Consider the following 25,652-nt stretch of genomic DNA (forward strand, 5'->3'; position numbering starts at 1 on the left):
TTGATAAATGAGATATATAATAATTGAACCGCTTTCATCATAACGAAAATGAAAGCGGTTCAAAACCGATAAGTATTCGATTGTTGGCGTGTTTTTGTTCGATTATGAAGGGAGGTGATCTTCTGTTAGATGCCTGTTGTCTTTTTGTTCGGAACGGTAGCGGCTTGGCGTTTCCCCCGTGCATCGCTTGAACCATTTGCTGAAATATTTGCTGTCGCCAAGCCCCGTGCGCTCGGCAATTTCCTGCATCGTAAGATTGGTATCTCTTAATAATCGCGTAGCCAGCTTAAGCTTCCGCTTATATTGAAAAGCAACAAAGCTGTCCCCGACCGCTTTCTTGAACAGAATCGAGAAATGGCTCCGGCTCAGACCTACTTGCCTTGCCACGTCGCTGACGGACCATTCGGCGGACGGATTGTCATGAAGCAGCTTGACGGCACGCCAAATGGCTTCCGGCCAATCCGCCTTGGACACGTTGTAAGCCTTCTCCAACTCGGCTTCTTTATGGAGCGAAAGCAAGGCTTCAAGTCTTTCTTCGGTATCCGAGAGCGGCCCTCTTCTGGCCCACTGCAGCCTCGCAAGCTCGCTTTTTTGCTCCACCAGCATGCTTTCCATAGCATTTACCTTAGATTTCGGCAGCATACAGTAACAGCGTTCTTCCCCATAAGGAATAAGCATGCCAGTGCAAAGCTGCTGGTCTTCGTAGGTGCCTTGCCTCAGCACCTCCGCCCATGAGCAATCGCAGCCCAAGGTTTTAATCAAATAGATATAGACAGGCTCCCCGTTAAAGGACCATTCCTCGCGGGAACGCTTCTCCATTTCGCCAATAAACTTATCATGATGTCCATTGAGCCAAGCATATAGAAGAGTGCCAAGAAGCTCTCCTTGATCGCTATCCTTGTCTTTTACAGCCGCCGATTCTGAAGCTGCCGCAAACTCTCTTTGGAACTTCACCAGCATTTCCTCCAGCTCTTCATCCTCGAAAGCCGTTTTAAGCAAATAACCGGATGCGCCAAGCTTCATGCCCTGCTGCGCGTATTCGAAGTCCCGATGGCAGCTAAGCAAAATGATTTTAGTATCGGGAGCCGCTTCTTTCACCTTCCGCGATAATTCAATGCCATCCATCTCGGGCATGACGATATCCGTGATGACAACCTGAGGCCGATGTTCCAGAAAGGCTTCCCAGGCTTTACGTCCGTTGGGGGCATCGGAGACCACTTCCATTCCGTATTTCTCCCAAGGTACGGTCGAACGAAGTCCTTTGCGGACAATACTCTCGTCGTCTGCAATCAATACTTTAATGGCTGTTTCCGTTTCCATGCGGATTCTCCTCCTTCTTGGGCCATTCCATGATGATGGTTGTCCCTTCCCCATAAATCGATTGTACGTTTAACCCAAACTGCGGTCCAAAATGCAGCTTGAATTTCTGGTTTGCATTTTGCACGCCGAGCCCTCCCCTGCCCTTACGCTTCTCCGCATTCGGCAAGAGCAGGCGTTCCAGCTTCGCTGCGGGAATTCCCGCTCCATTATCGGAAAGGATAAGCCGCAAGTGATTGCCAACTTCACGGATGGATAACCCAATCTCGCCTTGACCGTCCTCGAATCCGTGGAAAAAAATATTTTCAAATAACGGCTGCAGCGTCATCCGGGGAATCAAATAGCGCTTAAGCTGCTCGTCGCATTCCAATTTATACGTAAACACGGGGCCATAACGTATTTCCTGGACCTTGAGATAATGCTCAATGATTCTCAGCTCACTCCCCAGCGGGATCAGCTCCTGAGAAATATCCAGATTGCCTTCAAGCACCTTGGTCAGATGGTACAGCATCTGGCGGATGTCCTCCGCTCCCTGGAGTCTTGCTTTCCATTGAATCGAGTTCAGCGTGTTGAACAGCAGATGGGGATTGATCTGATAATGAAACGCTTTGAGTTCCGCTTCCTTCTTCAGTCTTTCGCTTTGTTCAATCTCGCCGACTAACGTCTGTATGCCGCTTACCATATTATTAAAGCTGATATCGAGAACCCCCAGCTCGTCCTTTGCTTCAACCTGCGTTCTCGTATGCAGTTTGCCAAAGCTGACCTTCTGCATCGCGTCTTTGAGCCGGCGGATCCGCACGGTAAAACGGGATGAGAACAAATAAGCTAGTCCAAATGCCAAAAGACAGGAAGCCGTTGCCACGATTATCGTATTGGACCTGATAATGCCCGAGGAACGATAGAACGACGCGGCCGGCAGCCTCGATTCCATGTTCCACCCGTTTACGCCAATGGTCTTGTTCCAGACAATATCGCTCGATTGCGGAGCAAAAGCGCCTGAAGTTTCGTATATGACCCTTCCGCCAGAATCCTTGATGCGAAGATGAGCCTTCGTATCGTTCTCGAACAGCTTGAACATATGAAGCAGCTCTTCGGCATTCTCTTCGATGAGAATTTTGCTGCCTTTAAGAGCTCCGTACGGGTTATTAATCGACACGGCCAATCCCAGAACAGGCAGCCCCGCACCAGCCGTCTCGTTCATTCCGTGATTCTGAGGGTAGAACCCCAGCCAATATTTGCCCGATTGGGAATCCGGCATCGTGTGCCAAGCGGGAATCGCTTGCAGCTTGGATACGTCAAGATTATTTTCCCCATAATAATAGCCGGTACGAGTAATAATGTAGATTCCGGTTGTCCGGTCGGTTTTAAGCGCTTTCAAAAGCGCTTCCAAATCATTTTTATCCATAATATCGCTATAGGTTGAAGGCGGTTGATCCCCTAAATCAGCCCACGCGGGATCAAGCAAATACGTATAAATCGTCTCCGTCGTCTGATTCATCCGGTTCAAATAGGAACTCGTCTGCTGCTCCAGCTGCGCTACGGCGTTCTCGCCATATTTGCCGAATTGGGAATTAATGACCTTCGCGGATTGGTAGTAAGACATGGCGCCAAGCGAAAGCAGCGGAATAATCGTAACAATAAGAAAGCTAAAGAGAAACTTGGTACGAATGCTTCGGTAAGAGCTTGGCTGAAGGCGAATGCGAAGCCGTTTCAGTAAATCATTCATAAGGATGCCCTCCGTGCTTCTTGCAAAAATCATTTGAATTGTAGCATGGACCATTCTTACAGACAATGTCATATGTCCCCAAACGTCAAAAGCACTTCCTCACAAGTCCAATTAAGACGGTGAAGAAGTGCGGCCAAGCCATTAAGTTGTATATTCATTTCCCAATATCAGAAATACGCTGGATGTCCAGGTGAATGCTCGATCGCGCAAGCCTTCCCCCGTAACGGCGTCGAAATTCTCTGCCATCCCGCTCCGGTCAAGCATGGCGCAGAACCGCTGCGAGACGGTTTGCGCAAGCTCGCGGTCTCCTGCCGCCGCAGCTCCTTCAACCAATAGCATGGTCGATGGCGCCCAGATTGGCCCCCGCCAATAGCCATCGGAATGATAGAAGGGACTATTCAGACTTTCCGTCGCCCAGCCGTTAGCCGTCAAAAATCTTCCTTCTTCCCTCAGTCCCTGCAGCAGCGCAGCCCGGATCTGTTCAGGCAGACGGCTGCCCAATAGAATCGGTACGAACAGGAGCAGACTGTCTCCTTCCGATCTCTCGTGAGTACCGGAACGGCAGGAGATAAATCGGCCGTTGTCCCAGAAATGGGCAATCATCTTCTCTAGTGTGTCCTCCGCAAGCTTCCGCCATCCGACCGCCTCTTCGGCTTTTCCAAGCCGCTCCGCAATATCGGCCAGCACTTCCGATTGGAGAATAAGAAAAGCGGCCAAATCCGGGCTCTCAACGGGAATGCCGTTGTTAAACGCCGTACTGTTATCCCATCCTGAATCATTGCCGTGATTGTATTGCGGAATGCCGTCGCCATCGTTATCGCGGTACCGGAACCACCAATTTGTCCATTTGGATAAAGGTCCGTATACCTCGTTCAATTGCTCTTCCCCGATAAAATCCGTACGCGCCATCATCCAAGCAAGCGTCCATCCGTGAATAGGCGGTTTGTTGCAATTCCATAGCGCATACTTATCATTGATGAAATCCGGGATGAGCCCGCTCTCATCCTGACGGTCAAAGAAAATCATGAATTGATCCCATGCCAGCTTCGGATCATGGCGTACCAGTGCCATGGCATTAAAGCAATGATCCCAGCTCCAAATATTCGTCATCCAGTTCTTCGACATATACATGGCGGGACGCGTCAGGCATCCTTCCGCCGGAACTAGGCAGGACCAAGTAATATAGGAAGCAAGGGCACGGCTTTCTTCCCATCGCTCCAGCATCGATAAGCTGTTATTCAGCCACTGGTTAAACTCTTCCTTCACTCCATTTACGATATCGTCGAACGGCTCCCAAACAACCCGCGGCTCCAGTACCGTCCGAAATTCTTCGATAGCGAATTCGGAATGGCCCGTTATCGGGTCAGGCAGGAAATCGGCGATCACGTAAGAGCTTTTGATTTTATCCCAAGGCACTTCCATCCGCAGTTCTCCAACTAGCGCCGTAAGCCTGAACCTGCATTCATGGGTGAAGCTGTTGACCTCCCACCTGCCAGGCGATTCTTGAAACGCGTAATCATAGGCGGATGTACGGAAGGTTAAGCGGATTCCGCAGCCGCTTGTCCGGACCCGGAACGTACGGCTGTCGGAAATACAAATCTCGGCCGATAATCCGCATTCCGATGTTAGTCTCACCCGTTCGGGTGAGGCAACTGAGCGGAACGGTACTGTACGGCCGCCTTCATCCAGCATCGCGACATGAAAAGCCTCGCCGAACTTATCATCGCCGCCGCGAACGGTGCGCAGGTACAGGCCTTGTTCTCTATCTTGGGCTCCGGGCAGAATCGAGACTGCCAGGAACGAGTCTCTCCGACTGAACGGCACAATATTTAAGTCAAAGTTCATAGTATTCTTCCTCTCGACTTCGTCGTATACGCTTTCATTTTATCGAAAGGAAGGTTCAGAGGTAACCGACAGTTGTTTTTAGAGGGGAGGGTAATTGTTTCGCGTGAATGCTTTGTTCGACGAGGAGGTGGGAATTTGTTCGGGGAATTTAGGGATTTTGTTCGATGCGGGCTTGCGGATAAACAACCCGGACTCTGCAAATACTTTGCAAGAGGTGATGGACTGTGGAAGCATCCAGAGCGAAGGAAATCGCCGAGTCTTCGGATATGATCATCGTATCGTACTTCGGCGTCCCGGTTTTTATCGAGCATGTTAATGTAGGAGCAGGCACCGCAAGAATTCATCCTACGGCCACGCCGGAAGAGGAGCAGACGGTACCGGTTGAGGTGCTGGAGGAAGAATTCAACGACGAATCCGATGTATCATTTGTGTAATAAGAAAGGGATAAGGTTCCTGTCATCCGCTAATGACAGGAACCTTATCCCTTAAATTGGCCTTTGCTACAACAATCCCATTTCCATTGCCCTCGAGATGGCCTGCACCCGATTTTTCACCTGCAGCTTCTCGTAAATATTATAGGCGTACTTCTTAACCGTCCCCGTGGATAGAAACAGCTGTTTGCCGATTTCTTCATTCGAAAGACCCTCGCCGATTTTCCGCAATACTTCACGTTCCCGCTCAGTCAATTTGATGGTGAGGCTATGTTTCATCCGTGCATACGAAGCAGATAAACCGCCCTCCGAAACTCTAGCTCGCAACAGATTCGCATAAGCAGCCATTTCTTCATCCAGCGAAGCTTCGCTTAACCACCGTTCGAATATGGGGGTTAACGTCTGTCCCTCGTCCATAAAAATGCGAATATATCCTTCCGGGCGCGCTAATTCGCATGCTTGTGCCAATGCCGCGACCGCGCCGGCATAATCCGCAAGCTCCTTGTAGCAAATAGACTGAAGCAGCAGCGCTTCAATACGGCTTGCAATCCGGTCCGCCTGTTTCGCTTCCATGCTAATTCGCGACAGCCAGCCCAAAGCCTTTCGCAGCTCCCCTTGCGACATCAAGACGCGCGCCAAAGTGAAGTTCTCATATTCACGGCTGACATCCGCCCGCTCCATGACCCGAATATGTCGGGCATTAATCCATGCGGCAGCTGCCTCCGTTTCCCCTGTGGCGAGCTGCAGTCTCGCAAGTCTTGCTTCAACGATCATCTGCCAGCGGGGAGAACGGCAATCCATCATCTCTTCTGCCGCGCGCAGGATGATTTCCCTTGCCTCATCCATTCGTCCTTCCGCCTGTAAAATTTTGGACATCAAAATATACCCGGGCGCCAAAGCCGCGGGATTGCGCGGAAATGCCCCGCCGTACAACGCCTTTTCGAGTGCCAGCCTCGACTCAGTGATTCGATTCAGTTCGTATAACAGATCCGCAAGCAAAATTACGCCCAAGCCTTCCAGGCTCCGGTGCAGCACGAGCGACAGCTTCTCATCGGCTGATACGTTTGAAGACAAATAAGCGATTTTACGCAGTCTGCCGCCAAAGCCGACTGGGCCGCGGTACAGCAGAGCCTCTCCCATGTTCACGACATTCGCAATCGATCCATGCCGCACCAATAAATCCAGATTGCTCTTCAGCTGTCCGATGAACCCGTCGATATCTCCTTCATAATAAGATAGGGAGTTGCTGTACATCCGAATATGCAATTGCATTTCCTTTATCCGTTCGCTTTCAAGCAGTTCGGGCTCCGTATTCAGCAATGCTTCAACTTGGTCCAAGTACCGGCGGGCTTCAGCCGCTCGCCCTTTCGCCGCTTGTACGCTTTCCTGGAAAAAGAACAGATTCGTAAAACGAACGATGCTTCTAAGCGGCATTTCACTGAGCCAACGAAGCAAATCAGACTCTTCTCCGCTACCGATCATTTCTGGCAAATGCCGTTCCATATACAAGCCGGCGGAATCAAAATCTTCTGCGGCTAACGCATGCTTGATTGCTTCCCGGTACAAGCCCCGTTCTCCGAACCATCGATGAGCACCCTGGTGAAGCTCTCTTCTTGTTGCTAGGTCGTAAGTCTCGTTCAGGCGGTTCCGGAGCGCCTCCGCAAATAGATGATGATATTTATACCAGGTACGCGTATCATCAAGCGGACTGACGAACAGATTTGCTTTTTCTAAATAGGAAATCGCGGAGGCAGAATGCGTCGAACCGGTCACCGCGTCGCAAAGCGATACGGAAAAACGCTCCAGAATGCTTGTCCGCAGCAAAAAGTTCTGCACATTCTGCGGCTGGCGATGAATGACCTCGTCAATCAAATAATCAAATACGTATCGGTTGTGACCGTCGAAGGAACGAAGAAAACTTTCGTTGCCGCCGGTTGCCGCCAGCGAATGAAAGGCCAGAATGAGTCCAACCGCCCAACCTTCGGTTTTGGCGTCGAGCTCCGTGATTTCATCGGGCGTCAGTCTTGACTCCGACGTCTTATTTTGAAGCTCCATCGCTTCATCCGCCGTGAACCTCAAGTCGCGTCCATCCAGCTCCAGCACTTGTCTTCGCGCGCGCATCCGCGACAGCGGAAGTGGCGGAACCGTGCGGCTAACCATAACAAGATGAAAAGATGCGGGCAAATGGTCCAGCAAAAAAGCGAGACCGTCATGAATGGCCGAATTGTCGATAAAATGATAATCGTCCACGACAAGTGTCGTCTCTTCGGCGATCCTGCCAATTAACTCATTCAGGAAAAAGGACATCGCCGACTCCGCGGACGTCTCGCCGAATGACAGGAAGATCGGCATCGCCGCTTCGTAAAAGCCCGGACTCGCCCGGTCAATCGCCGCTGCCGCACAGCTCCAAAACCGTACGAACGTGTTGTCCGCCGGTTCGAGCGACAGCCAGGCTGCTCGAACCGCGCGGCGGCCGATCCAGTTGCTGACCAGCGTTGTTTTGCCAAAGCCGGCTGGTGCCGCGACTAGCGTCAGCCGGAAGCTGCTCGACCGGTCCAGAATATCCGACAGCCTTGGCCGGTCAACATAATTTAGTGCAGCATTCGGAACAAACAGCTTGGATAAGGCAATCGGTCCCCGTTCGGCCCCGGGTAGCGCATTAGATTTCATTCCTTTTTTCCCTCCCCAATAGCGCAATCATTCGACATAAACTAACAAGAATTATACACTTTTTGGCACCGCACTACTTAAAAATAATAGAAAGACCAGTACGTAATCCCGGTAGATGAATAGAAGACTATAAATCGTCAATAAGAATTCGCCATTTTGCCATCAGAGTCTGATTGCGGCGCAAGAAAACCGTCTATAATGAAGCCATTACCATGTGGTAGGAAAGGAGAGCTTCGGTTCACATGAACGAAAAACACCAGGCATCGCGGCAAGCTACTAACAAAAATTACACGGCTGCCATTGTCACCATTTCTTTGGTCGCAAATATCGTTATTTTACTCTTGTTCTTCACCCCCATTGGCTACAAGGGACAGATCGATTTCGACCTTACCATCTTCCCGAGAATCAATGGGTTGTTAAACAGCTTCACCTTTATCTTCCTGCTAGCCGCGTTAATCGCGATCCTGCGCAAGAACGTTAAGCTTCACAAAGGCTTCATTCTCGCCGCCTTCTCTTCTACGTTGTTATTCCTCGTCTCCTATTTAACCTTCCATTACATGTCTACGGAGACGGCAAAGTTCGGCGGAGAAGGCATTATCCGGCCGATTTATTTCTTCATTCTGATCTCTCACAGCATTCTGGCGGCCATCATCGTACCGCTCGCCTTGTTCACTCTCGTATGGGGATGGACTAACCAATTGCATAAACATCGTAGAATCGCCCGCTGGACGATGCCGATCTGGCTGTATGTCAGCTTAACCGGGGTTGTCGTGTTCCTGATGATGGAACCGTATTATTAAGAGGAATCGAGAAAAAGAAAGGCAACTCCGCAAGGGGTTGCCTTTCTCGCTTGTAACTTAAATTTTTGTCCACCGGTAATACTTTTCCCCATCATTGCTCAAAACCGCAATATATTTCTGGTATTGATGTCCCTTTATTTTATAAAAGATACTCCCTGGAGGTGGTGCACATTCTGGTACACGGCAAGCTACGGGTACTTGACCAATTTGTTCGCCGATTTGTTCCTTGGGCACTTCCTCACCAGTAAGACCGTATGTTTTTTCTTCTATCGTCACCGTATATACGTAACGTTCATTAGCATTGGATTTCGAATGAATGGAACAGCCTGAAATATTGAAAAAGGCTAATACGATCAAAAATGTTTTATTCATCATTTCCCCCTATTTGTGCTCAATTGCTCAAGCAAATCGCACACCCATACTCCCCGTGACTAAACCGAAAATAACGCCGATTACGCAAGCGGCCAGCCACAATTTTCTACTGCGGGCGTTTTGCAAGAAATGCCACCCTACAATGCCGAATAAAATTCCTTCTATTAAAAACCATGGTTCAAAGAGTATGAGATCCCATAAAACATAGGCATCTTCATGGATGCGAAATGGTGCCGATTCCAAACCAACTACTCCGGTGATTTGAAGTATCCGATAGACAATTCCAAAAATACCGTGAGAAGCGGATAACGAACATCCTGCCCATGTTATCAATAGCAACATAAAATTAAAAACTCTGCCCTTATTCCCATAAATAAATGCAAGGCCAATGAGCCCTGCAACGGTTAGAAATATGGAGGCAATGCCATTAATGAATTCAAAATGGAGCGATTGTGCGATATCAGGTTTTAGTATTGCCCCCACTTTCTTGCCGCCTAAAGCCCAATACAGATGTGGAATCATATAGGCGATTGACCAAATAAACACGGCGTAACCCGACCATACAAGTGATTTTGTTTTCGATTGTTGAGTTTGCGAATACTTACCTATCGAAAAAACCTCCCTTGAAATTGATCTTGCGCCCCTCTTTTCATCCTTATTTTACCACATCTAGTTGAACTTCCACCTTCGGTACAGTGTCCACTCAAAATAAAAAGGTTGTTCTGAAAATCAGAACAACCCGAATTCAATCCCACACCTTTGGCCGCTTTAATCCGGCTAATCTTAAATAATCTAATAGTTGACCTGAATGGACTGCTTCATGGTAGGCAATTCCCATAAGCATGTCGCCTAATAAGGGGATTCATAAGCGGTCAAGCTTCCTTCATTCAACAAGGCAAGATGGTAATACGCTGGCCGCCGAACTTATCGGCAGCCTAGATGTTTGATTTAATCATGCGGTTTATTTTTTACCGATCCGATCAGAATTTTAAAGTCCATTGTGACCTGTTTCAGATTTAACTGAAGAACTTTTTCAATGCGTTCCTTGGAAGTCCCCCATGATAATGGAGTCATGCCGAGCAATGGCCCGATTAATGGCTTACTCAAGTTCACTTGATAACGGATACTCTTAACATCCAATAGATTAAATTGATTGTTGAAGTGGCTAATCGTAAGTGAATTTGAATACGTCTGTTTATCCGATCCCTTATAAAAAATTTCTCTTAATTCCTTTAAATAGTCCTGGCCAGGGACGACTTTAATGACCAATCCGTCATCGCTTATTAATCTCTCGAACTCTGAATAATTGGCTGGTGATAGAATATTCAAAATGAATTTGAACGGTTGGCTTGTAAACGGGCAGTTCGCAATGTCCGCCACACACCAGATAACATTTGAATACGCTGCGGCAGCAAAACTTATTCCCTCTTTAGAAATATCGATTCCTACAGCCAGGAGAGCCTTTGGTTCTTTCCGGTTTATTTCGATTTGTATGTTATTTAAATGAGACCCTTCTCCACAACCAGCGTCTAGTATGCTTATAGGTTCATTGCTTGAGTGTGCCGTTATAATCTGGCTTAGTGCCACATATAAGGGATTAAATAAACCGCCTTTGCTGATTAATCTTCTGTACTCGAAGATTTTTTTATCATATTTCGTACCAATACCTCGGGACAATAGGTTTATATATCCATGCTTGGCTATATCAAAACAGTGCTGATTGCCGCAAACTACACTCTGTAAATGGATGACTTGCATCGGTGTTTTGCATAAAGGGCATCTAAATATCTCTTGATGCTTCTCCATTATCTCAGCACTAATTAATCTTTTACTTTTTTGGAACACAAAAAGCACCCTCTCATTCGTAATAGGTGAATGAAAAAAGGCACAGTCAAATAAACCCTAGCCATTTTGTTAAAAATGCCGGGCTATGTGATCTGCACCTTACATTACCTAAAGCGAATGAATTGGATGATCATCGTCTAACTCTCCTTCATGAATGGCACTAAAGCCTTTTTAGTTTAACATGTTTCGCAAAAAAAAAAACGCCAGCTGTCCAAAACTCCGAACAGCCGGCATTTGAATCGATTATTTTCCGGGCAATAGGATCAAAATGAATTAAATGAGCCCTTTAAGGTTTTAGACTTTTAAGAATAGACGCTAATTTCTTGGCGAATACAATCGGGTTCTCAACCGATTCCACATGCACGTACATCAGTCGAGGTTTATCGAACAGCCAATGATTGTGTACCGCTGTTACTTTTAGCCCCAGTCTAACTGCATTCCGAACGAAATGCTGGACTTCCCGCTGCAACAAAGTAATTTCGGCAGTGTTAAGGGATTTGCCATTCTTTAAAGACTGGATCGTAATCTCATGCTCCGTATCATATTTTTTGCCTAAGATCTTTGCATTGAGACTACGTTTTACCATGATCGTGCACTCATCTTTCTCGTGCTGTCCCTTTCCTCCAAGAATCCGGGCCAGACGAAGACAAAGCGATTCAGTAACGGCCATTTATGCCCCCTCCTTTCCTATCGAATAAACTATTATTATTCAATAGAATTCAGAGAGATTGGACGATTCGAAAAAAAACGCCAACTACGGCGTCAAGCCGCTACTACGTCAGATCGGTTACTCGATTTCTTTGGCTTAGCATACTCAATAAGAATACAAATGATGAGAATGGCCAATAAAATTCCGGAGGCAATCTGTGTGCCATGCTGCAGACCAAGTCCGCCTTTGTCATGTGGCTTAATTAGGAAATCTCCGAATGTTGCCCCGAAAGGACGAGTTAATATGAAGGCCAACCAGAATAGAACGACTCGATTCATCTTTGTAAACCGATAGGCTAATAGGATTAATACAATGAGTCCGCCGGTTAGCATTGCGCCTTGAGCAATCGTGAGCCCTAAGCCTTCTTCCATAAAGCTTCCGCCTCCAGCCAGCTTGCCAATCCCTTCCTGCTTATGGGACAGAAAATCTCCCGCGGCTGTCCCTAATGTGTTAGAAACGAGAATGGCAATCCAATATAGAACTTCAACTTTTTTGGTCGCAATTTTTTTAACATTCAGGTTCGGCTCTATAAAATACCAAACGATAAAAATCACAACCAATAAACTTACTAAGAGACCGGCGCCTTTCATGTATCCTAATCCCAATGAGCGGTCCATATAGTCGGAAAAGGCCGTACCCGCAAGACTTGTTGACAAAATCACAATCCAGTAAACAGGGGGTACATATTTCTTAACAAACAATTGGATGGTCAAGAATACAACAAAAATGCCTATAAAGAATAAAAAAGGCGTCAAATAATTATCTTCGGATCCTGGTACAGTAATCAAATCGCTTCCGGTCTCCCCCAACGTTGTTGCAGCAATTTTCATGATCCAGAACAGAATGGCTAATTGAGGGAGCTTGTTAATCGACGAGCTTACTATTTTTTTAGTCTTTTCCATCGAGATGGATTTCCCCTTTCCGTTTGAAAGAATACTTAAGGCGTTGGCAAATGCAATCTAGCCTCTCTCTCCTTTTTAAGATGAGTTATGTAATCAAGAATGAATGTAGCATTAAAAAATAAACATGCTATTAACTAACTCTTAAAAAAATCTGTTCTACGTTTCCTGAATAATTGACACTTTTAATCGGTATGTCGAGTAATCGACGAATCAACCGATATTAACGATTGAACGAAACGGAATTTCAACTATTATGTACATATGTCGATTAAACGACTAATATCGATTATTTATTCTAGAGCCATTGATACAATGACAAACAAGGTAGCACGATAAATAAGGAGGCCTATGCATGAACCGAGTGGAAAAGAGCAAAGAAACGTACATGCAGCTGTTTGGCGAAACCGTACCGGCTGCTTACTCAACGGATCCGGATTTTCAGGACATTTTAAGCCGCTTTATTTTCGGAGAAGTTTTTCACCAAGGTCATCTTGACCATAAAACACGTGAGCTTATTACATTGGTTGTACTTGCAACGAACCAAACCTTGCCGCAGCTTAAAGCGCATGTTCACGCCGCTCTTAACGTAGGTCTTACGCCAGTGGAAATCAAAGAAGCCGTTTATCAATGCGCGCCATACCTGGGTTTTCCCAAAACTTTGAATGCCGTTGCCGAAATCAACGAGGTTTTTCATGCCCGAGACATTGCGCTGCCGCTCGAAGGCCAGTCGCGGGTTACGGAAGAAACGCGATTTGACAAGGGCCTTGCCGCGCAAACCGAGCTATTTGGCGATGTCATCGCCAAAATGCGCGAAAGCGCGCCGGCGGGACAGCAACATATTCAGGATTATCTGTCCTCATTCTGTTTTGGCGACTTCTATACGCGCGGCGGACTCGATTTAAAAACGCGGGAATTGCTGACGTTCTGTATTCTAAGCGCGCTTGGCGGAGCGGAAAGTCAAGTGAAGGCGCATGTACGAGGGAATGTAAATGTAGGCAACGATAAGGAAACCTTAATCGCCGCCGTTACACACTGTCTGCCCTATATGGGTTTCCCAAGGACCCTTAACGCATTGGCATGCATTAATGAAATTGTTCCTGAAAATTAAGGATGCTTTTATGCCGAATAAATCAAAGCATGATGCAAAGGAGACAAAAACATGTTTAACGAAACTTACAAATTATCTAATGGCTCAGCAATTCCAAAACTGGGGCTTGGTACCTGGCTGATTGACAACGAACAGGCAGAGCAAGCCGTGCGTGATGCGGTAGCTATTGGATATCGCCACATTGATACTGCTCAGGCTTATGGGAATGAATTTGGCGTAGGAAAGGGAATCCGCTCGTGCGGTGTCGCAAGAGCGGAACTTTTTATTACAACAAAGGTTGCAGCGGAAGCGAAGAACTATAATGCGGTCAAGATATCCATTGATGAGTCTTTAGCGAAATTAGGGCTCGATTACATTGACCTTCTCATTATCCATAGCCCGCAGCCTTGGAATGAGTTCCGTGAAGCGAACCGTTACTTTGAGGAAAACAAAGAAGTATGGAAAGCCTTGGAGGATGCTTATAAGACAGGCAAAGTAAAAGCAATCGGTCTGTCCAACTTCCTTCAGGACGATGCCGAGAATATTCTTGCTAGCTGCGAGATCAAGCCAATGGTAAATCAGATATTGGCACATGTGAGCAACACTCCGCTCGAGTTAATTGAATTCTGCCAGAAGAATGACATCCTGGTAGAGGCCTATTCACCCATTGCGCACGGTGCAATCCTTGATCATGCCGAAGTTAAAGCAATAGCGGATAAGTATGGTGTATCTGTCGCTCAGCTTAGCTTACGGTATGACATCCAGCTTGGTCTTGTGGTCATTCCGAAAACGGCAAATCCGGACCACATGCTAATCAATTCAAAGCTTGATTTTGTGATCAGCGATGCAGATATGGAGACTTTGAAGAATGTTGACGCTATTCAACACTATGGCGAGCATAGCTTCTTCCCGGTCTTTGGCGGAAAAATGAACAAATAATGGGAGGAACCAAAATGGCAAAACATGAAGAAGTAAAAAATGGCGTGATTTTCCCCGTCGGAGAGAAGAATGAAGCGTTTGCTAACTATTTTGTGGGACAGAGTTATCTAAAAACGCTGGTTGCCGATCCTAACGTTAATGTTGGAGTTGGGAATGTGACCTTTGAACCGGGTTGCAGAAATAACTGGCATATCCATCGAAATGGGTTTCAGCTTTTATTAGTTACAGGCGGTGAAGGCTGGTACCAAGAAGACGGAAAAGCAGCCCAATTCCTGAAACCCGGCGATGTTATTGTTACCCATGACGGTGTAAAGCACTGGCATGGTGCAACTAAAGACAGCTGGTTTGAACATATTGCAATCACTGCGGGTACGCCGGAATGGCTGGAGCCCGTATCCGATGAGGAATATAACAAACTCTAAATATTAAAACACAAGTAACGGCAGCCGTGGGGCTGCCGTTACTTGTGTTCCCGGTCGGATAATATTCGAATACTATGCGGGTACCGTTTATTGGATATTTTTTACTTATACAATGCATACTTACTTAAACTAAAAAATGAAATGAGGCCATCCCTGAAGAAGCCGCTTCGAGGTCCTCCCGCCCCCATCGTTGCTAACCGTAGGATGAGCTCGGCTGCCCGTTTCGTAATCATATCCGATTCCCCGGTTTGCGCCTGTATCAAGCGCTACTCACTTATCTTGCATCTGCATAAGCCATGGATGACGAGATCTCGCGGTAAGCATCGATCTGCGTCTGGAGGTCTGCAATTTTCTGCTCCGCAATGCCTATCGCATCCGCGCCTGCAATAAAGCGCCGAGGCGGCTGTGATTCGTTAGCCATTTGGAGAAGCGCATGGGCAAGCTTATTCGGATCACCGGCTTGTTGTCCATTCTGTTTCTTAAAAAATGCCATATAGCTTGCTCTGCGTTCCGCATAGTCCTCCAAGGACAGCTTAGCGTAAGTCGACGATGTCTCCGTAAGAAGTTCCGTCCGGAAAAAGCCCGGATTCACAATAGTCGTGTGAATGCCAAAGTGTGCTACCTCGGGAGCCAAAGACTCCATCCACCCCTCAAGCGCGAATTTCGAGGCAGAATAAGCAGAATTAAATTCGAATCCGGAAATGCCTGCACCCGAGGAGATCGAGATAATGTGATCGGAGCGCTGCTTGCGCATAAAAGGCAAGACCGAGCGGGTAACGTTCATAGGGCCGATCAATGCTACTTGCAACTGACGTTCAATCTGCTCTGGTGTCAATTCCTCGAAGAAGCCTCCGTAGAAGTATGCGGCATTATTGACCAGTACATCGATGGTTCCGAACCGTTCGACCGCGCTCTTAATTGCAGATTCTGCATCCTCCGTCCGGGTAACGTCCAATGGAACGACGAACCCATTCTCGTCTTCACCAATTACTTTGGCTATAGCCTCCGGATTCCGGCCGGTAGCCACTACTCTGTGCCCGGCGCTTAAAGCAGCTCTTGCGATACTAGCGCCCATACCTCGACCGGCACCAGTTATAAACCACACCTTTTTCTGATCCATAGCGATCAATCCCTTTCTTTTCTTATAATCAAATTGCATGTATGTATTTATTTTAACGGACTTATTCTACATAACAAATACCTATATCTTATATCAGAATATGCTTTATAGGCATATCTAGAGCAGGTATAGTCATTCACAGGCTTACTGCTTCAGCTTTCAAAATGATGCGCGAGCAGCATAATATTGTTGAATAATGACATAGCGGCAGCAGGCGATAATAGGTTGCTTTTTCTTATGTCCGCAAAAAAATGGGAATATTAACTAACAATAGAATATTAATGTACCGATGAAGTAATTAGGCTTAAAACTCCCAAAGGATACAAAATACCTAAGTGATATTATGATAATAAACCCCAAATCGCGTACTGGTTATTCCCAAATTGATCATATTGTCGTATCGCCGTACGGATTATTCGTTATTGAAACTAAAAACTACAACGGAGAAATAAAAGGAGGCCGATCTGATCGGTATTGGAGAGTAGATAATAGATTCAACATGTTCAACCCTTTAAAACAAAACTTTGGACATATTAAAGCACTTGAGCGAGTACTATCCGAAATCCCTGACTTATTGTATTTCTCAGTGATCTCATTTACTATGCGATGTCGCTTTAGTGTTGATTCAGAACTGAGGAAGATTGACTCCCATGAGTTAATTGTCTATGATACTGAACTTTCAGAGTTCAATAATCGTAAGATGAATAGGATAAGGGCTACTTCAAATAAAGCGATGCGGACTGTAGCGGAAGTACAAAATATTTACGATATAATTCAGAGCTCCAATATTACTGATACAGCACTTAGATCAGAGCATGTAGCTAAAATAAAAAAATGATTGTTGAGCTATTGGGGAACTATAGAAAGGGGTTTGGACAATGCTGACTGTGATCGTATGTTTGGTTGTAATCACGATCTTTGCAGGAATAGCGGCTAAAGCTGGTTCTAAGTATTACAATGGTGATTGGGCGAGAACTGATGCCTTGGTTATCCTTAATTTCTCAGCTGTTGTGATTGTTGTGGCTGTTGTACTTCTTTTGCGTGAAGCATTGAAGTCAGACGGAACTGGATGGATTCCATGACCTGAAATTGAGCTTGTTTATAGCAGTCGAAGCTGACGAGAAAAAGCAATTTGTGAGCTCTAAGTATTTAATTGAAGTTCTTGTCATCGGCCAATTTCAGCCCGAGATATGTTATACCATATACTGTAATTAAACGTACATCCTACCATTCTGACATAGAGTAAAAAGTAGATGCACGAAAAATAGGGAAGAGCCCTGTTTATTGGGCCCTTCCCTATCGAGTTACAGTTGTTTGCATCCCGCGTCTGCAGGTTAGCTTGTTGCGCTTCGCACTCTCCTGCGCGCTACGCCGGAGGCATAAGCCGCTTGAATGACTGCCTCCTTCACCCGTTCCGCAACATGCGGATTAAATACGCCCGGGATGATGTAATGCTCGCCTAATTCTTCTTCGCTCACGACGTCTGCGATTGCCTGGGCCGCCGCCAGCTTCATCGCTTCCGTAACGTGGGAAGCCCGGCAATCCAGCACGCCCCGGAATAGACCCGGGAAGCACAGCACGTTGTTAATCTGGTTCGGATAATCCGAGCGCCCGGTTGCCATAACGCGGACAAGGCCCTCGGCTTCCTCCGGCAAAATCTCCGGGGTCGGATTCGCCATCGCGAACACAATCGGATCGGCAGCCATCCGTTCAATATCCGTGCGCTTTAGTACGCCCGGGCCCGAAACACCGATGAAAATATCCGCGCCTTCGATAACATCGGACAACGCTCCGCTCTCCATCTCCGGATTCGTATGCTCCGCATACCAGCGCCATGCTTCATGCGGATAGCTGTTACCGCGAACAAGCGCGCCTTCCCGGTCAACGCCTACAATTCGTGTCACTCCCGCTGCCTGCAATATTTTCGTGCATGCAATGCCTGCCGCGCCGATACCGCACAGTACGATCTTGCAATCCGTGAGCTGCTTGCCGACTAGCTTCACGGCATTATACAATCCAGCCAGCAGAACAACGGCAGTTCCGTGCTGATCGTCGTGAAAAACCGGAATATCCAGCTCCTCAATCAGCCGCTCTTCGATCTCGAAGCAGCGCGGGGACGAGATATCCTCCAAATTGATGCCCCCAAAGGCCGGAGCGATCCGTTTGATCGTAGCGATGATTTCTTCCGTATCCTGCGTATCCAGACAGATTGGGAAAGCGTCAACGCCAGCCAGCTGCTTAAACAGCATCGCCTTGCCTTCCATGACCGGCATCGCAGCTAGCGGTCCGATGTTGCCAAGGCCCAGAACCGCGCTTCCGTCCGATACGACCGCAACCGTATTGCGTTTAATGGTCAGCTTGTGGGCACTGTTCGGATTGTCGTGAATAGCCATGCAGATGTTGGCGACACCGGGGGTATAGACACGGGAAAGATCGTCCCTTGTTTTGATGGTCATTTTGGGCGTCACCTCGATCTTACCGCCCAAATGCATCAGGAAGGTCTGATCGGACACTTGCAGTACCGTTACTCCTGGCAAATGGTCAAGCATACGAACGATGACATCCTTGCTCGCCGCATCCACAATATTAATCGTCAAATCCCGAACGGTCGACGTTCTGCCGTTGCCGCTTACGTCGATGGCGACAATATCGCCGCCCGCTTTGCCAATTGCCGTAGCAATCAAGCCAAAAGTTGCCGCCTCCTTGTCCATCTCCAGCCGGATGACGATGTTGCTGCTCCCTGTTTTCGGCATAGCCATTTCTCTCAGCTTCCTTTCCAGTTCAACTTTGGTATCCGCTAACGGGTCAATGTAACCGGCAGGCCGTGCTTTTCAAACAACCGGGCCATAACCGCCCTCGCTTCCAGCTCGTCCGGACCGTGAATTTCCAGCTCGTATTGCGAATCGTGCAGCAGGGACAGGCTCAGTCCAAGAATGCTCTTCACATCGATCAACCGGTTGTCTACCTTCATCACAATGCTCGATTGAAACGTGTTAGCCGTTTGATTGATTTCGACAATCGTTCTAGTCCCTAAGCCATCCATAAGAGCGCCTCCATTTGTTTTCTAGGACTATACATCCTGCCTAATAACCGCGTGCTGTTTGCGCTGCATCAGCTTGCCAGCTGTGACGATGGCAACGGCAAGCAGCACCGGGAGCAAGCTGTGAACGATTGGCGGCAATGTATCCACTGTATACGCGACCCTCTCATCGCCAATGATCATTTCGCCAGCGGTATATCCAAGCAAGGCGACGCCCAGCACGATAATGATCGGGAATTTCTTCATTAATCGCATGATTAGCGTGCTTCCCCAAATAATGAGTGGAATGCTTATCGCAAGTGCCAGGCCAATGAGCGCATAGTTGCCATCCGCCGCGCCGGCAACGGCCAGCACATTATCCAGACTCATAACCAGGTCGGCGATTAGAATCGTTTTAATAGCCGCGCCGAGTTCACTGCTGGATGCCAGCTCCCCCTCTTCGTCGCCCCCCTTCATTAGCTTCAAAGCGATCCATACGAGCAGCAGCCCGCCGGCTAGCTGGACGAAAGGGATATGCAGCAGCCAAACAGCGGCAAACGTTAGCACGATTCGCAGCGCAATAGCGCCGAAGCTTCCGAGGAAGATCGCTTTCTTCTGCTGCTCCTCGGGTAAATTGCGGCAAGCCAGGGCAATAACGACAGCATTATCGCCGCTGAGCACGATATTGATCAGCATAATTTTGAGCAGGCCGAGAAGAAGCCACTGCAGATCCACCTTAAAAAACCTCCTATCCGTTTAGCCTTCTTCGTTAATGATGACCTTCTTGCCGCGCAGTTTCAGTAGAAGCGGAATGCTAATCCACAACACGCCGATTATAAGGAATGCGAGGGATACCGGCTTTTGCAGGAAAATCATGAAGTCGCCGTTCGAAATCGTCAAAGCCCGCCGCATATTGTTCTCCATCATCGGTCCAAGAATAAGGCCAAGGACGAGCGGAGCGAGCGGAAAATCATTCTTGGACAATACATAGCCGATGATCCCGCAAGCCATAATGAGCAGCAAATCGAAGGTTGAATACTGCACCGCGTATACCCCGAATACAGAAAAAACAATAATAAGCGGAATTAAATATTTGGCCGGCGTCTCGATGACCTTGGCGAACAGCTTGACGAGCGGCATGTTCAGAATCAGGAGCATCAGGTTGCCGACGAACATGCTTGCGATAACGCCCCACGCGAGCTGCGGGTGATCCTGGAATAGCAAAGGACCCGGCTGAACGTTGTACATAATGAACGCGCCCATAAGTATGGCCGTCGTGCCCGACGAAGGAATGCCCATTGTAAGAAGCGGAATCATTGCGCCGCCGGAAGCGGCGTTGTTCGCTGATTCCGGTGCGGCTACGCCAGCGATAGCGCCTTTACCGAACTTCTCCGGATTTTTGCTTATCTTCTTCTCCATAACGTAGGAAAAGAAGGAGGCCAGAATCGCGCCGGCGCCAGGAAGCAGGCCGATAAAGAAGCCAAGCACGGAGCCGCGGGCGATCGGCCCCGCGCTGTCTTTCATATCCTGCTTGGTCGGGAGGATACGATTGATCTTGGCAATTTCGCCATCGTTACTCTCACGCTCCAGAATCGTCTTGAACACTTCGCCAACGGCGAACATGCCGACGGCGATGGTCAAAAACTCAAGTCCTTGATAAAGCTCAGGCATGCCGAAAGTAAACCGCTCGACGCCCGATACGCTGTCGATGCCTATCGTCGCCAGCAGCAGGCCAAACGCCGTCATCATCAGCGCCTTCACCATCGATTTGCCCGCCAGGCCACTGATCGCCAACAAGCCGAGCACCATCAGGGAGAAATATTCGGCAGGACCGAACTTGATTGCGACAGCCGACAGCGGCTGCGCAAGAAAAATGAGGCCGATGAGCGAAATAATGCCTGCAGCGAACGAGCCGATTGCCGAAATCGCGAGCGCGGCGCCCGCCCTGCCCTGCTTCGCCATTTGATAACCGTCAAGCGTAGTGACGACCGACGAAGACTCGCCTGGCGTATTTAACAGGATCGAGGTGGTAGAGCCGCCATACATCGCCCCGTAATAAACCCCTGCAAGCAATATGATCGAACTGGTGGCTGCTTCCTCGGGTCCGAGCCCTCCGGTCATGGTAGCCGTAATGGGTATAAGGAGTGCAACACCGCTCATCGGGCCGATGCCGGGCAGCACGCCAACGACGGTGCCGATCAGCACGCCAAGGAAGACGAAAACAACGTTATGCCACTGCATGGCCGTAGCCAGTCCATGCGCCAAAAAATCGATTGTGCTCATCTAGTAGCCTCCTAGGAGATGCCAAGCCAAGCTGGGAAACCTGGCAGAGAGCCGTCCAGCACGTTGACAAAAAGATAATAAACGCCATACGAGAAGCAAGCGGCAATAAGAACCGATTTCCAAAGCTTGCCTCTTTCCATCGTCTGAAAGCCGATCACTAGGAACAGAAACGTCGAGATAACAAAGCCAATGTCCTCAAGGAAGAAGGCATATAAGACGGCTGCGGTGAAAATAATGCCGAACCGTTTGTAGTCAAGGTTGGATTTGCTTTTTTGCTGCTGCTGTTTGCGGAATGTCTCGTAGATCAATCTTGCGCTCATCAAGGACAGAAAACCGCCAAGAAACATGGGGAAAATGTTCGCGCCAACATTGCTGCCGTAGGAGCTTGCCGTAATGGATCTGCTGCCGATCATAAATGCGATTCCGATCGCACAGAAAACGATGCCTGCATAGCGGTCGAAAGAAAGGTTCATCCAGGTCACTCTCCTTTGTAAGCATTAGGGGAATTCTCCCCTAATGCTGCGTTATTTCTCTATTTTTGCATGCCAAGCGCCGTCAGCATTTCCTTAAGCTGCGCTTCCTGCTGTCCAAGGAATGCTTTGAAATCGTCCGCGTTTTTGTATTCGGTCTGCCAATTGTTGGCCGTCATTTCGGCTTTCCATTGCTCCGAATCAACCATCGCTTTCAGCTTTGTATCCCAGAAGGACTTAGCATCCGCACTCATCTCCTTTGGACCGAAGATGCCGCGCCAAATGAGAAACTCTGCGTCAATGCCCTGCTCCTTCAGCGTTGGCACATCCGCCAGACTGCCGCCGGTCAGTCGCTCCGGGGACTCAACCGCGAGAACCTTAATCTTGCCAGCCTTTAAGTACTGGTCGAGCGAGGACGCATCCGTGCCCAGCACATCGGCGTTGCCGCCAAGCAGGGCGGTAATCGCTTCGCCGCCGCCGTCATAGGAAACGTACTTGACGCTCTTCGGATCAATTCCGTATTTGAATGCAGGGAGGATCGAGACCAGATGATCCATCGAGCCCGGCGCGGAGCCGCCGGCTACCGTAAATTTAGACGGATCCGCCTTCATGTCGTCCAAGAGCGATTTCAGGTCGTTGTATTTGGAATCCGCAGCAACGGCGATGGCGCCGTAATCCTTCGTCAATTGCGCCAGCGGCGTCGTATCGTTATAGCCGTAAGGCGAGTTTCCTTCCTTCTTCAAATGGTTGATCAGAATCGGAGGAGAGCTGACGAACAGCTTATGGTTGTCCTTGACGTCTTTCGTAGCATACTCGGCCATGAACACCGAGCCGCCGCCGCCCGGCTTGTTCTCGACGGTGATGGCCTTATCGGTCGCTTTAGTTTCCGTGAGCACCTTCGTAATCGCGCGCGCCGTCATGTCCCAGCCGCCGCCTGCGCCCGATGGCGCTACGAGCGTCAGCGATTTGCTCGGATAGTTCGAGGAGCCGGAACCCGATTTGTTCGATGCGCTGCCGCATGCAGCAAGGCTGAGAGCAAGTACGACGATTGGAGCGGTTTTCCAGGATTTCATAAGTATTTTTTTCATGTATGAAGACCTCCCGCATGATTTTTTTGTATGCGCTTTCTTTGAAGCGCTTTCAGAATAACATCCGATTTATCAAATGAAAATGTTAAGGACATAAACGATAATAAAGCGATTGTGGTCATTTTGTTCATTTTGTTCACGGACGTCATTTAAGATAGCGGTTACAAGTTGTGCTACAATAGGAGGAAAAAATCGGAGGCGACCTGCATGCGGCTGCAAACGAAGCTCATTCTTATCATCTGTTCCCTGCTCGCTTTCGTCATTATTAGTTTGGGCGGCATTTTCTACGTTGTCATCACTACCCTGCTGGAGAAGCAAATCGGAGAGCAGGCGCTCAAGGTTGCGGAGACGCTTGCCGTCATGCCCGAAATCCGCAACGCCTTCGACGATGAGAACCCCGCGCTTGTCATTCAGCCTCTGGCCGAATCGGTTCGGCTCGAAACCGGCGCGCAATACATCGTCGTCGGGAATCGGGATGGCGTACGGTACTCCCATCCGATTCCGGAACGAATTGGCGGGCTCATGGTCGGCGGGGACAACGGTCCTGTACTTGAAGGAAAACCCATAATTTCTGAGGCTACCGGCTCAATGGGCCCTTCCCTGCGCGGCAAAGCTCCGATCTTTGACAAAAGCGGCCGCGTTATCGGCATCGTTTCCGTCGGATTTTTGACCGGCGATGTTAATTCCATCACCGATGCGTATCAAATTGAAGTGCTGCTCGTTTCCTTCGTCGTCCTTGTGGTAGGCACGATTGGCTCCATCCTCATTGCCCGCAGCGTAAGGCGGTCCATCCACGGCCTTGAACCGAAGGAGATAGGCGAACTTTATATGGAGAAACAGGCTATTCTGGAATCGATTCGCGAAGGCATCATTGCGATTAACCGAGCCGGACGCATAACACTGGCCAACCGCTATGCGCACCAGCTTCTTGCCATACCCGAGCACGAGAGCATTATCGGCAAGCAGGTGGAGGAGATCATTCCGAATACAGGTCTGATGGATGTTGTTCGCTCCGGACTTGGCCAATCGGATCGGGAGATGCTGATTGGCGAGGAAGAGGTCATTGTGAATCGCGTACCAATCAAAGATTTTCAGAATCGGGTGAGCGGCGCCGTATCCAGCTTCCGCAGCAAATCCGAGCTGTACCGGCTTGCCGAGGAGCTGTCGCAGGTCAAGAGGTTCGCCGATTCGCTCCGCGCCCAGACCCATGAGTTTTCCAACAAGCTTTACGTTATTTCGGGACTTATCCAGCTCGAATCCTATCAGGAAGCGATTGACCTTATTTCGAAAGAAGCGAGCGTTCATCAAAATCTCGTCCAATTCATCATGCGCGAAGTTCCAGACCCGGTAATCGCCGGGCTGCTCATTGGCAAATACAATCACGCCAAGGAGCTGAAGATCAACTTCCGCCTTGACGAGGAAAGCTCCTTCCGCGACATACCGCCTCATATGGACCGAAGTCTTCTCGTTACCATTATCGGCAATCTGGTTGATAATGCGATGGAAGCGGTGCTTGCCCGCAATGATTTGGACGGGGACAACAAGCTTACCTCGTTGTTTCTGACCGATCTAGGCGATGATTTAATTATTGAATGCGAGGATAACGGTGTTGGCATACCCGAGGATTTCAGCGAGGCCATATTCAAGAAGGGCTTCTCCACCAAGCAAGGTGAACATAGAGGCATCGGTCTGTCTCTAGTTGAGCATGCCATTCATAAACTGAACGGCTACTTGACCTTCAGCCGCAGCCCGCAGGGAGGTACGATTTTTACGGTAGCCATACCAAAACATGCGGATTTAAGCCGGAAGGAGCAATCGAAATGATGAGGGAGAAGCCAACTATAGAAGTGTTGATTGTGGAAGACGATGTAAAAATTGCCGAAATAAACAGACGCTTTGTGGAACAAATCGAAGGTTTTCATGTCGTCGGCATTGCTACCGACGAAACGCAAGCCCGGACGCAACTGGAAGTGTTAAATCCCCAGCTCGTGCTGCTCGACATCTACTTTCCCGATACGAACGGATTAAGCATGCTGCACTACATCCGTCAGCATTATAGGGATACGGACCTCATTATGATTACCGCCGCAAGAGAAAGCGAAGCGGTGCGTGAAGCGATCCGCGGCGGTGCGTTCGATTATATTATGAAACCGCTCGTCTTTAACCGCCTCAGGGAAACACTCCTTCGCTATGTTGCATTCCAGGCTGAGCTGCGCCGTTTAGCGCATTCGCATACCGTTAACCAGAACGATATCGACCGCGTGCTTGCCGGTTCGAGCAAGATCGAGATTGCGGCCGATTCAACGCTGCTGCCCAAAGGAATCGACAGGCTCACGCTGGAGAAGGTCGTGCAAGCGCTCGCCTCCGAGAGCAAGGGCTTGTCCGCTGAGCAGGTTGCGAAGCTGATCGGCACGAGCCGCTCGACGAGCAGGCGGTATTTGGAGCACCTGGTCGGATTAGGCAACGTTTATGCCGATCTGTCCTACGGTGTCGTCGGCAGGCCGGAGCGTGTCTACCGAACGAAGAAATAGAAGTGTTGCAATATAAAAAAGGAGACATCTCCTGAGTCATTGTCGCAATGACTCAGGAGATGTCTCCTTGAACCTG

At 48.6% G+C, this 25,652-nt stretch carries 24 protein-coding genes and 2 pseudogenes; 9 read left to right on the top strand and 17 right to left on the bottom strand.

The annotated features are described in order from the left end of the window. Nucleotides 1–102: 102 nt before the first annotated feature. The 3 genes from WFK81_RS18965 to WFK81_RS18975 all read right to left on the bottom strand — a co-directional run bounded on the left by WFK81_RS18965 (nt 103) and on the right by WFK81_RS18975 (nt 4,888). Complete coding sequence (locus WFK81_RS18965; protein WP_336787958.1) at nt 103–1,320, bottom strand: response regulator transcription factor; 1,218 nt, start codon at nt 1,318–1,320, stop codon at nt 103–105. After that, nucleotides 1,298–3,043 carry a sensor histidine kinase gene (locus tag WFK81_RS18970; protein ID WP_336787959.1) on the bottom strand — a complete coding sequence of 582 codons (1,746 nt, stop codon included), beginning with the start codon at nt 3,041–3,043 and terminating at the stop codon, nt 1,298–1,300. The genes WFK81_RS18965 and WFK81_RS18970 overlap by 23 nt, the downstream gene beginning before the upstream one ends. Before the next feature lie 141 nt (nt 3,044–3,184). Further along, nucleotides 3,185–4,888, bottom strand: coding sequence for an amylo-alpha-1,6-glucosidase (locus WFK81_RS18975; protein WP_336787960.1), 1,704 nt, complete (start codon nt 4,886–4,888; stop codon nt 3,185–3,187). Between the two features lie 224 nt (nt 4,889–5,112). On the opposite strand from WFK81_RS18975, the gene WFK81_RS18980 reads away from it, so the two are divergent. Continuing rightward, on the top strand, nt 5,113–5,322 hold the full coding sequence (locus WFK81_RS18980; RefSeq protein ID WP_336787961.1) for an H-type small acid-soluble spore protein: 210 nt from the start codon (nt 5,113–5,115) through the stop codon (nt 5,320–5,322). A gap of 66 nt (nt 5,323–5,388) precedes the next feature. Here the strand turns inward: WFK81_RS18980 and WFK81_RS18985 are convergent, their stop codons facing one another. Next, nucleotides 5,389–7,989 (bottom strand): LuxR C-terminal-related transcriptional regulator, encoded by a 2,601-nt coding sequence (locus WFK81_RS18985; RefSeq protein WP_336787962.1) that lies wholly within the window; start codon nt 7,987–7,989, stop codon nt 5,389–5,391. Between the two features lie 242 nt (nt 7,990–8,231). On the opposite strand from WFK81_RS18985, the gene WFK81_RS18990 reads away from it, so the two are divergent. Further along, nucleotides 8,232–8,789 carry a DUF420 domain-containing protein gene (locus WFK81_RS18990; protein ID WP_336787963.1) on the top strand — a complete coding sequence of 186 codons (558 nt, stop codon included), beginning with the start codon at nt 8,232–8,234 and terminating at the stop codon, nt 8,787–8,789. 57 nt (nt 8,790–8,846) lie between these two features. Here WFK81_RS18990 and WFK81_RS18995 read toward each other — a convergent pair whose 3' ends face one another. From WFK81_RS18995 to WFK81_RS19020, 6 genes and pseudogenes are all read right to left on the bottom strand, one after another. After that, a complete protein-coding gene (locus WFK81_RS18995) occupies nt 8,847–9,161 on the bottom strand; it encodes a hypothetical protein (protein WP_336787964.1) in 315 nt (104 codons plus the stop codon). A gap of 27 nt (nt 9,162–9,188) precedes the next feature. Beyond that, nucleotides 9,189–9,707, bottom strand: a complete 519-nt coding sequence (locus tag WFK81_RS19000; RefSeq protein WP_336787965.1) for a DUF3995 domain-containing protein — start codon at nt 9,705–9,707, stop codon at nt 9,189–9,191. A 199-nt stretch (nt 9,708–9,906) separates the two neighbouring features. Further along, nucleotides 9,907–10,014: pseudogene (locus tag WFK81_RS19005) on the bottom strand (DinB family protein); the annotation flags it as partial. A gap of 95 nt (nt 10,015–10,109) precedes the next feature. Next, a complete protein-coding gene (locus WFK81_RS19010; protein WP_336787966.1) occupies nt 10,110–11,006 on the bottom strand; it encodes a putative RNA methyltransferase in 897 nt (298 codons plus the stop codon). Between the two features lie 286 nt (nt 11,007–11,292). Next, nucleotides 11,293–11,676 carry a DUF1259 domain-containing protein gene (locus WFK81_RS19015; RefSeq protein ID WP_336787967.1) on the bottom strand — a complete coding sequence of 128 codons (384 nt, stop codon included), beginning with the start codon at nt 11,674–11,676 and terminating at the stop codon, nt 11,293–11,295. A 92-nt stretch (nt 11,677–11,768) separates the two neighbouring features. Beyond that, complete coding sequence (locus WFK81_RS19020; protein WP_336787968.1) at nt 11,769–12,617, bottom strand: COG4705 family protein; 849 nt, start codon at nt 12,615–12,617, stop codon at nt 11,769–11,771. Nucleotides 12,618–12,969: 352 nt separating this feature from the next. Between WFK81_RS19020 and WFK81_RS19025 the strand changes: the two genes are divergently transcribed. The 3 genes from WFK81_RS19025 to WFK81_RS19035 are packed head-to-tail and all read left to right on the top strand — an operon-like array spanning nt 12,970 to nt 15,065. Further along, nucleotides 12,970–13,725, top strand: coding sequence for a carboxymuconolactone decarboxylase family protein (locus WFK81_RS19025; RefSeq protein WP_336787969.1), 756 nt, complete (start codon nt 12,970–12,972; stop codon nt 13,723–13,725). Between the two features lie 51 nt (nt 13,726–13,776). Continuing rightward, a complete protein-coding gene (locus WFK81_RS19030) occupies nt 13,777–14,643 on the top strand; it encodes an aldo/keto reductase (RefSeq protein WP_336787970.1) in 867 nt (288 codons plus the stop codon). 14 nt (nt 14,644–14,657) lie between these two features. Continuing rightward, nucleotides 14,658–15,065 (top strand): cupin domain-containing protein, encoded by a 408-nt coding sequence (locus tag WFK81_RS19035; RefSeq protein WP_336787971.1) that lies wholly within the window; start codon nt 14,658–14,660, stop codon nt 15,063–15,065. A gap of 274 nt (nt 15,066–15,339) precedes the next feature. Here the strand turns inward: WFK81_RS19035 and WFK81_RS19040 are convergent, their stop codons facing one another. After that, the gene (locus WFK81_RS19040; RefSeq protein WP_336787972.1) at nt 15,340–16,185 is read right to left on the bottom strand and encodes an SDR family NAD(P)-dependent oxidoreductase; all 846 of its coding nucleotides are present in this window, start codon (nt 16,183–16,185) and stop codon (nt 15,340–15,342) included. Nucleotides 16,186–16,504: 319 nt separating this feature from the next. Between WFK81_RS19040 and WFK81_RS19045 the strand changes: the two are divergent. Together WFK81_RS19045 and WFK81_RS19050 are read left to right on the top strand one after the other, a co-directional pair. Next, nucleotides 16,505–17,023: pseudogene (locus WFK81_RS19045) on the top strand (nuclease-related domain-containing protein); the annotation flags it as partial. A 40-nt stretch (nt 17,024–17,063) separates the two neighbouring features. Beyond that, on the top strand, nt 17,064–17,267 hold the full coding sequence (locus WFK81_RS19050; protein WP_336787973.1) for a hypothetical protein: 204 nt from the start codon (nt 17,064–17,066) through the stop codon (nt 17,265–17,267). A 252-nt stretch (nt 17,268–17,519) separates the two neighbouring features. Here WFK81_RS19050 and WFK81_RS19055 read toward each other — a convergent pair whose 3' ends face one another. The 6 genes from WFK81_RS19055 to WFK81_RS19080 are packed head-to-tail and all read right to left on the bottom strand — an operon-like array spanning nt 17,520 to nt 23,045. Then, on the bottom strand, nt 17,520–18,944 hold the full coding sequence (locus WFK81_RS19055) for an NAD-dependent malic enzyme (RefSeq protein WP_336787974.1): 1,425 nt from the start codon (nt 18,942–18,944) through the stop codon (nt 17,520–17,522). 38 nt (nt 18,945–18,982) lie between these two features. Further along, complete coding sequence (locus WFK81_RS19060; RefSeq protein WP_336787975.1) at nt 18,983–19,228, bottom strand: HPr family phosphocarrier protein; 246 nt, start codon at nt 19,226–19,228, stop codon at nt 18,983–18,985. A gap of 27 nt (nt 19,229–19,255) precedes the next feature. Further along, complete coding sequence (locus tag WFK81_RS19065) at nt 19,256–19,900, bottom strand: TerC family protein (RefSeq protein WP_442956080.1); 645 nt, start codon at nt 19,898–19,900, stop codon at nt 19,256–19,258. 60 nt (nt 19,901–19,960) lie between these two features. Further along, entirely contained in the window at nt 19,961–21,487 is a 1,527-nt protein-coding gene (locus tag WFK81_RS19070; protein WP_336787976.1) for a tripartite tricarboxylate transporter permease, read from the bottom strand. A gap of 11 nt (nt 21,488–21,498) precedes the next feature. After that, a complete protein-coding gene (locus WFK81_RS19075) occupies nt 21,499–21,960 on the bottom strand; it encodes a tripartite tricarboxylate transporter TctB family protein (protein ID WP_336787977.1) in 462 nt (153 codons plus the stop codon). 59 nt (nt 21,961–22,019) lie between these two features. Further along, nucleotides 22,020–23,045: a Bug family tripartite tricarboxylate transporter substrate binding protein gene (locus WFK81_RS19080; RefSeq protein WP_442956076.1), complete on the bottom strand. Its 1,026-nt coding sequence runs from the start codon at nt 23,043–23,045 to the stop codon at nt 22,020–22,022. A 207-nt stretch (nt 23,046–23,252) separates the two neighbouring features. Between WFK81_RS19080 and WFK81_RS19085 the strand changes: the two genes are divergently transcribed. After that, complete coding sequence (locus tag WFK81_RS19085) at nt 23,253–24,869, top strand: sensor histidine kinase (protein ID WP_336787978.1); 1,617 nt, start codon at nt 23,253–23,255, stop codon at nt 24,867–24,869. Then, on the top strand, nt 24,869–25,576 hold the full coding sequence (locus WFK81_RS19090; protein ID WP_336788268.1) for a response regulator: 708 nt from the start codon (nt 24,869–24,871) through the stop codon (nt 25,574–25,576). Before WFK81_RS19085 ends, WFK81_RS19090 begins: the two co-directional genes overlap by 1 nt. The last annotated feature ends 76 nt before the right edge of the window (nt 25,577–25,652 follow it).

The sequence above is a fragment of the Paenibacillus sp. MMO-177 genome, assembly GCF_037147795.1.
In the GTDB taxonomy this organism is placed as follows: domain Bacteria; phylum Bacillota; class Bacilli; order Paenibacillales; family Paenibacillaceae; genus Pristimantibacillus.

What these genes read in the sequence shown, in the direction of transcription:
- WFK81_RS18965 (WP_336787958.1), bottom strand. Translation starts at nt 1,320, where the DNA reads ATGGAAACGGAAACAGCCATTAAAGTATTGATTGCAGACGACGAGAGT.
- WFK81_RS18970 (WP_336787959.1), bottom strand. Translation starts at nt 3,043, where the DNA reads ATGAATGATTTACTGAAACGGCTTCGCATTCGCCTTCAGCCAAGCTCT.
- WFK81_RS18975 (WP_336787960.1), bottom strand. Translation starts at nt 4,888, where the DNA reads ATGAACTTTGACTTAAATATTGTGCCGTTCAGTCGGAGAGACTCGTTC.
- WFK81_RS18985 (WP_336787962.1), bottom strand. Translation starts at nt 7,989, where the DNA reads ATGAAATCTAATGCGCTACCCGGGGCCGAACGGGGACCGATTGCCTTA.
- WFK81_RS18990 (WP_336787963.1), top strand. Translation starts at nt 8,232, where the DNA reads ATGAACGAAAAACACCAGGCATCGCGGCAAGCTACTAACAAAAATTAC.
- WFK81_RS18995 (WP_336787964.1), bottom strand. Translation starts at nt 9,161, where the DNA reads ATGAATAAAACATTTTTGATCGTATTAGCCTTTTTCAATATTTCAGGC.
- WFK81_RS19015 (WP_336787967.1), bottom strand. Translation starts at nt 11,676, where the DNA reads ATGGCCGTTACTGAATCGCTTTGTCTTCGTCTGGCCCGGATTCTTGGA.
- WFK81_RS19020 (WP_336787968.1), bottom strand. Translation starts at nt 12,617, where the DNA reads ATGGAAAAGACTAAAAAAATAGTAAGCTCGTCGATTAACAAGCTCCCT.
- WFK81_RS19025 (WP_336787969.1), top strand. Translation starts at nt 12,970, where the DNA reads ATGAACCGAGTGGAAAAGAGCAAAGAAACGTACATGCAGCTGTTTGGC.
- WFK81_RS19030 (WP_336787970.1), top strand. Translation starts at nt 13,777, where the DNA reads ATGTTTAACGAAACTTACAAATTATCTAATGGCTCAGCAATTCCAAAA.
- WFK81_RS19035 (WP_336787971.1), top strand. Translation starts at nt 14,658, where the DNA reads ATGGCAAAACATGAAGAAGTAAAAAATGGCGTGATTTTCCCCGTCGGA.
- WFK81_RS19040 (WP_336787972.1), bottom strand. Translation starts at nt 16,185, where the DNA reads ATGGATCAGAAAAAGGTGTGGTTTATAACTGGTGCCGGTCGAGGTATG.
- WFK81_RS19050 (WP_336787973.1), top strand. Translation starts at nt 17,064, where the DNA reads ATGCTGACTGTGATCGTATGTTTGGTTGTAATCACGATCTTTGCAGGA.
- WFK81_RS19055 (WP_336787974.1), bottom strand. Translation starts at nt 18,944, where the DNA reads ATGGCTATGCCGAAAACAGGGAGCAGCAACATCGTCATCCGGCTGGAG.
- WFK81_RS19060 (WP_336787975.1), bottom strand. Translation starts at nt 19,228, where the DNA reads ATGGATGGCTTAGGGACTAGAACGATTGTCGAAATCAATCAAACGGCT.
- WFK81_RS19065 (WP_442956080.1), bottom strand. Translation starts at nt 19,900, where the DNA reads ATGCTGATCAATATCGTGCTCAGCGGCGATAATGCTGTCGTTATTGCC.
- WFK81_RS19070 (WP_336787976.1), bottom strand. Translation starts at nt 21,487, where the DNA reads ATGAGCACAATCGATTTTTTGGCGCATGGACTGGCTACGGCCATGCAG.
- WFK81_RS19075 (WP_336787977.1), bottom strand. Translation starts at nt 21,960, where the DNA reads ATGAACCTTTCTTTCGACCGCTATGCAGGCATCGTTTTCTGTGCGATC.
- WFK81_RS19080 (WP_442956076.1), bottom strand. Translation starts at nt 23,045, where the DNA reads ATGAAAAAAATACTTATGAAATCCTGGAAAACCGCTCCAATCGTCGTA.
- WFK81_RS19085 (WP_336787978.1), top strand. Translation starts at nt 23,253, where the DNA reads ATGCGGCTGCAAACGAAGCTCATTCTTATCATCTGTTCCCTGCTCGCT.
- WFK81_RS19090 (WP_336788268.1), top strand. Translation starts at nt 24,869, where the DNA reads ATGAGGGAGAAGCCAACTATAGAAGTGTTGATTGTGGAAGACGATGTA.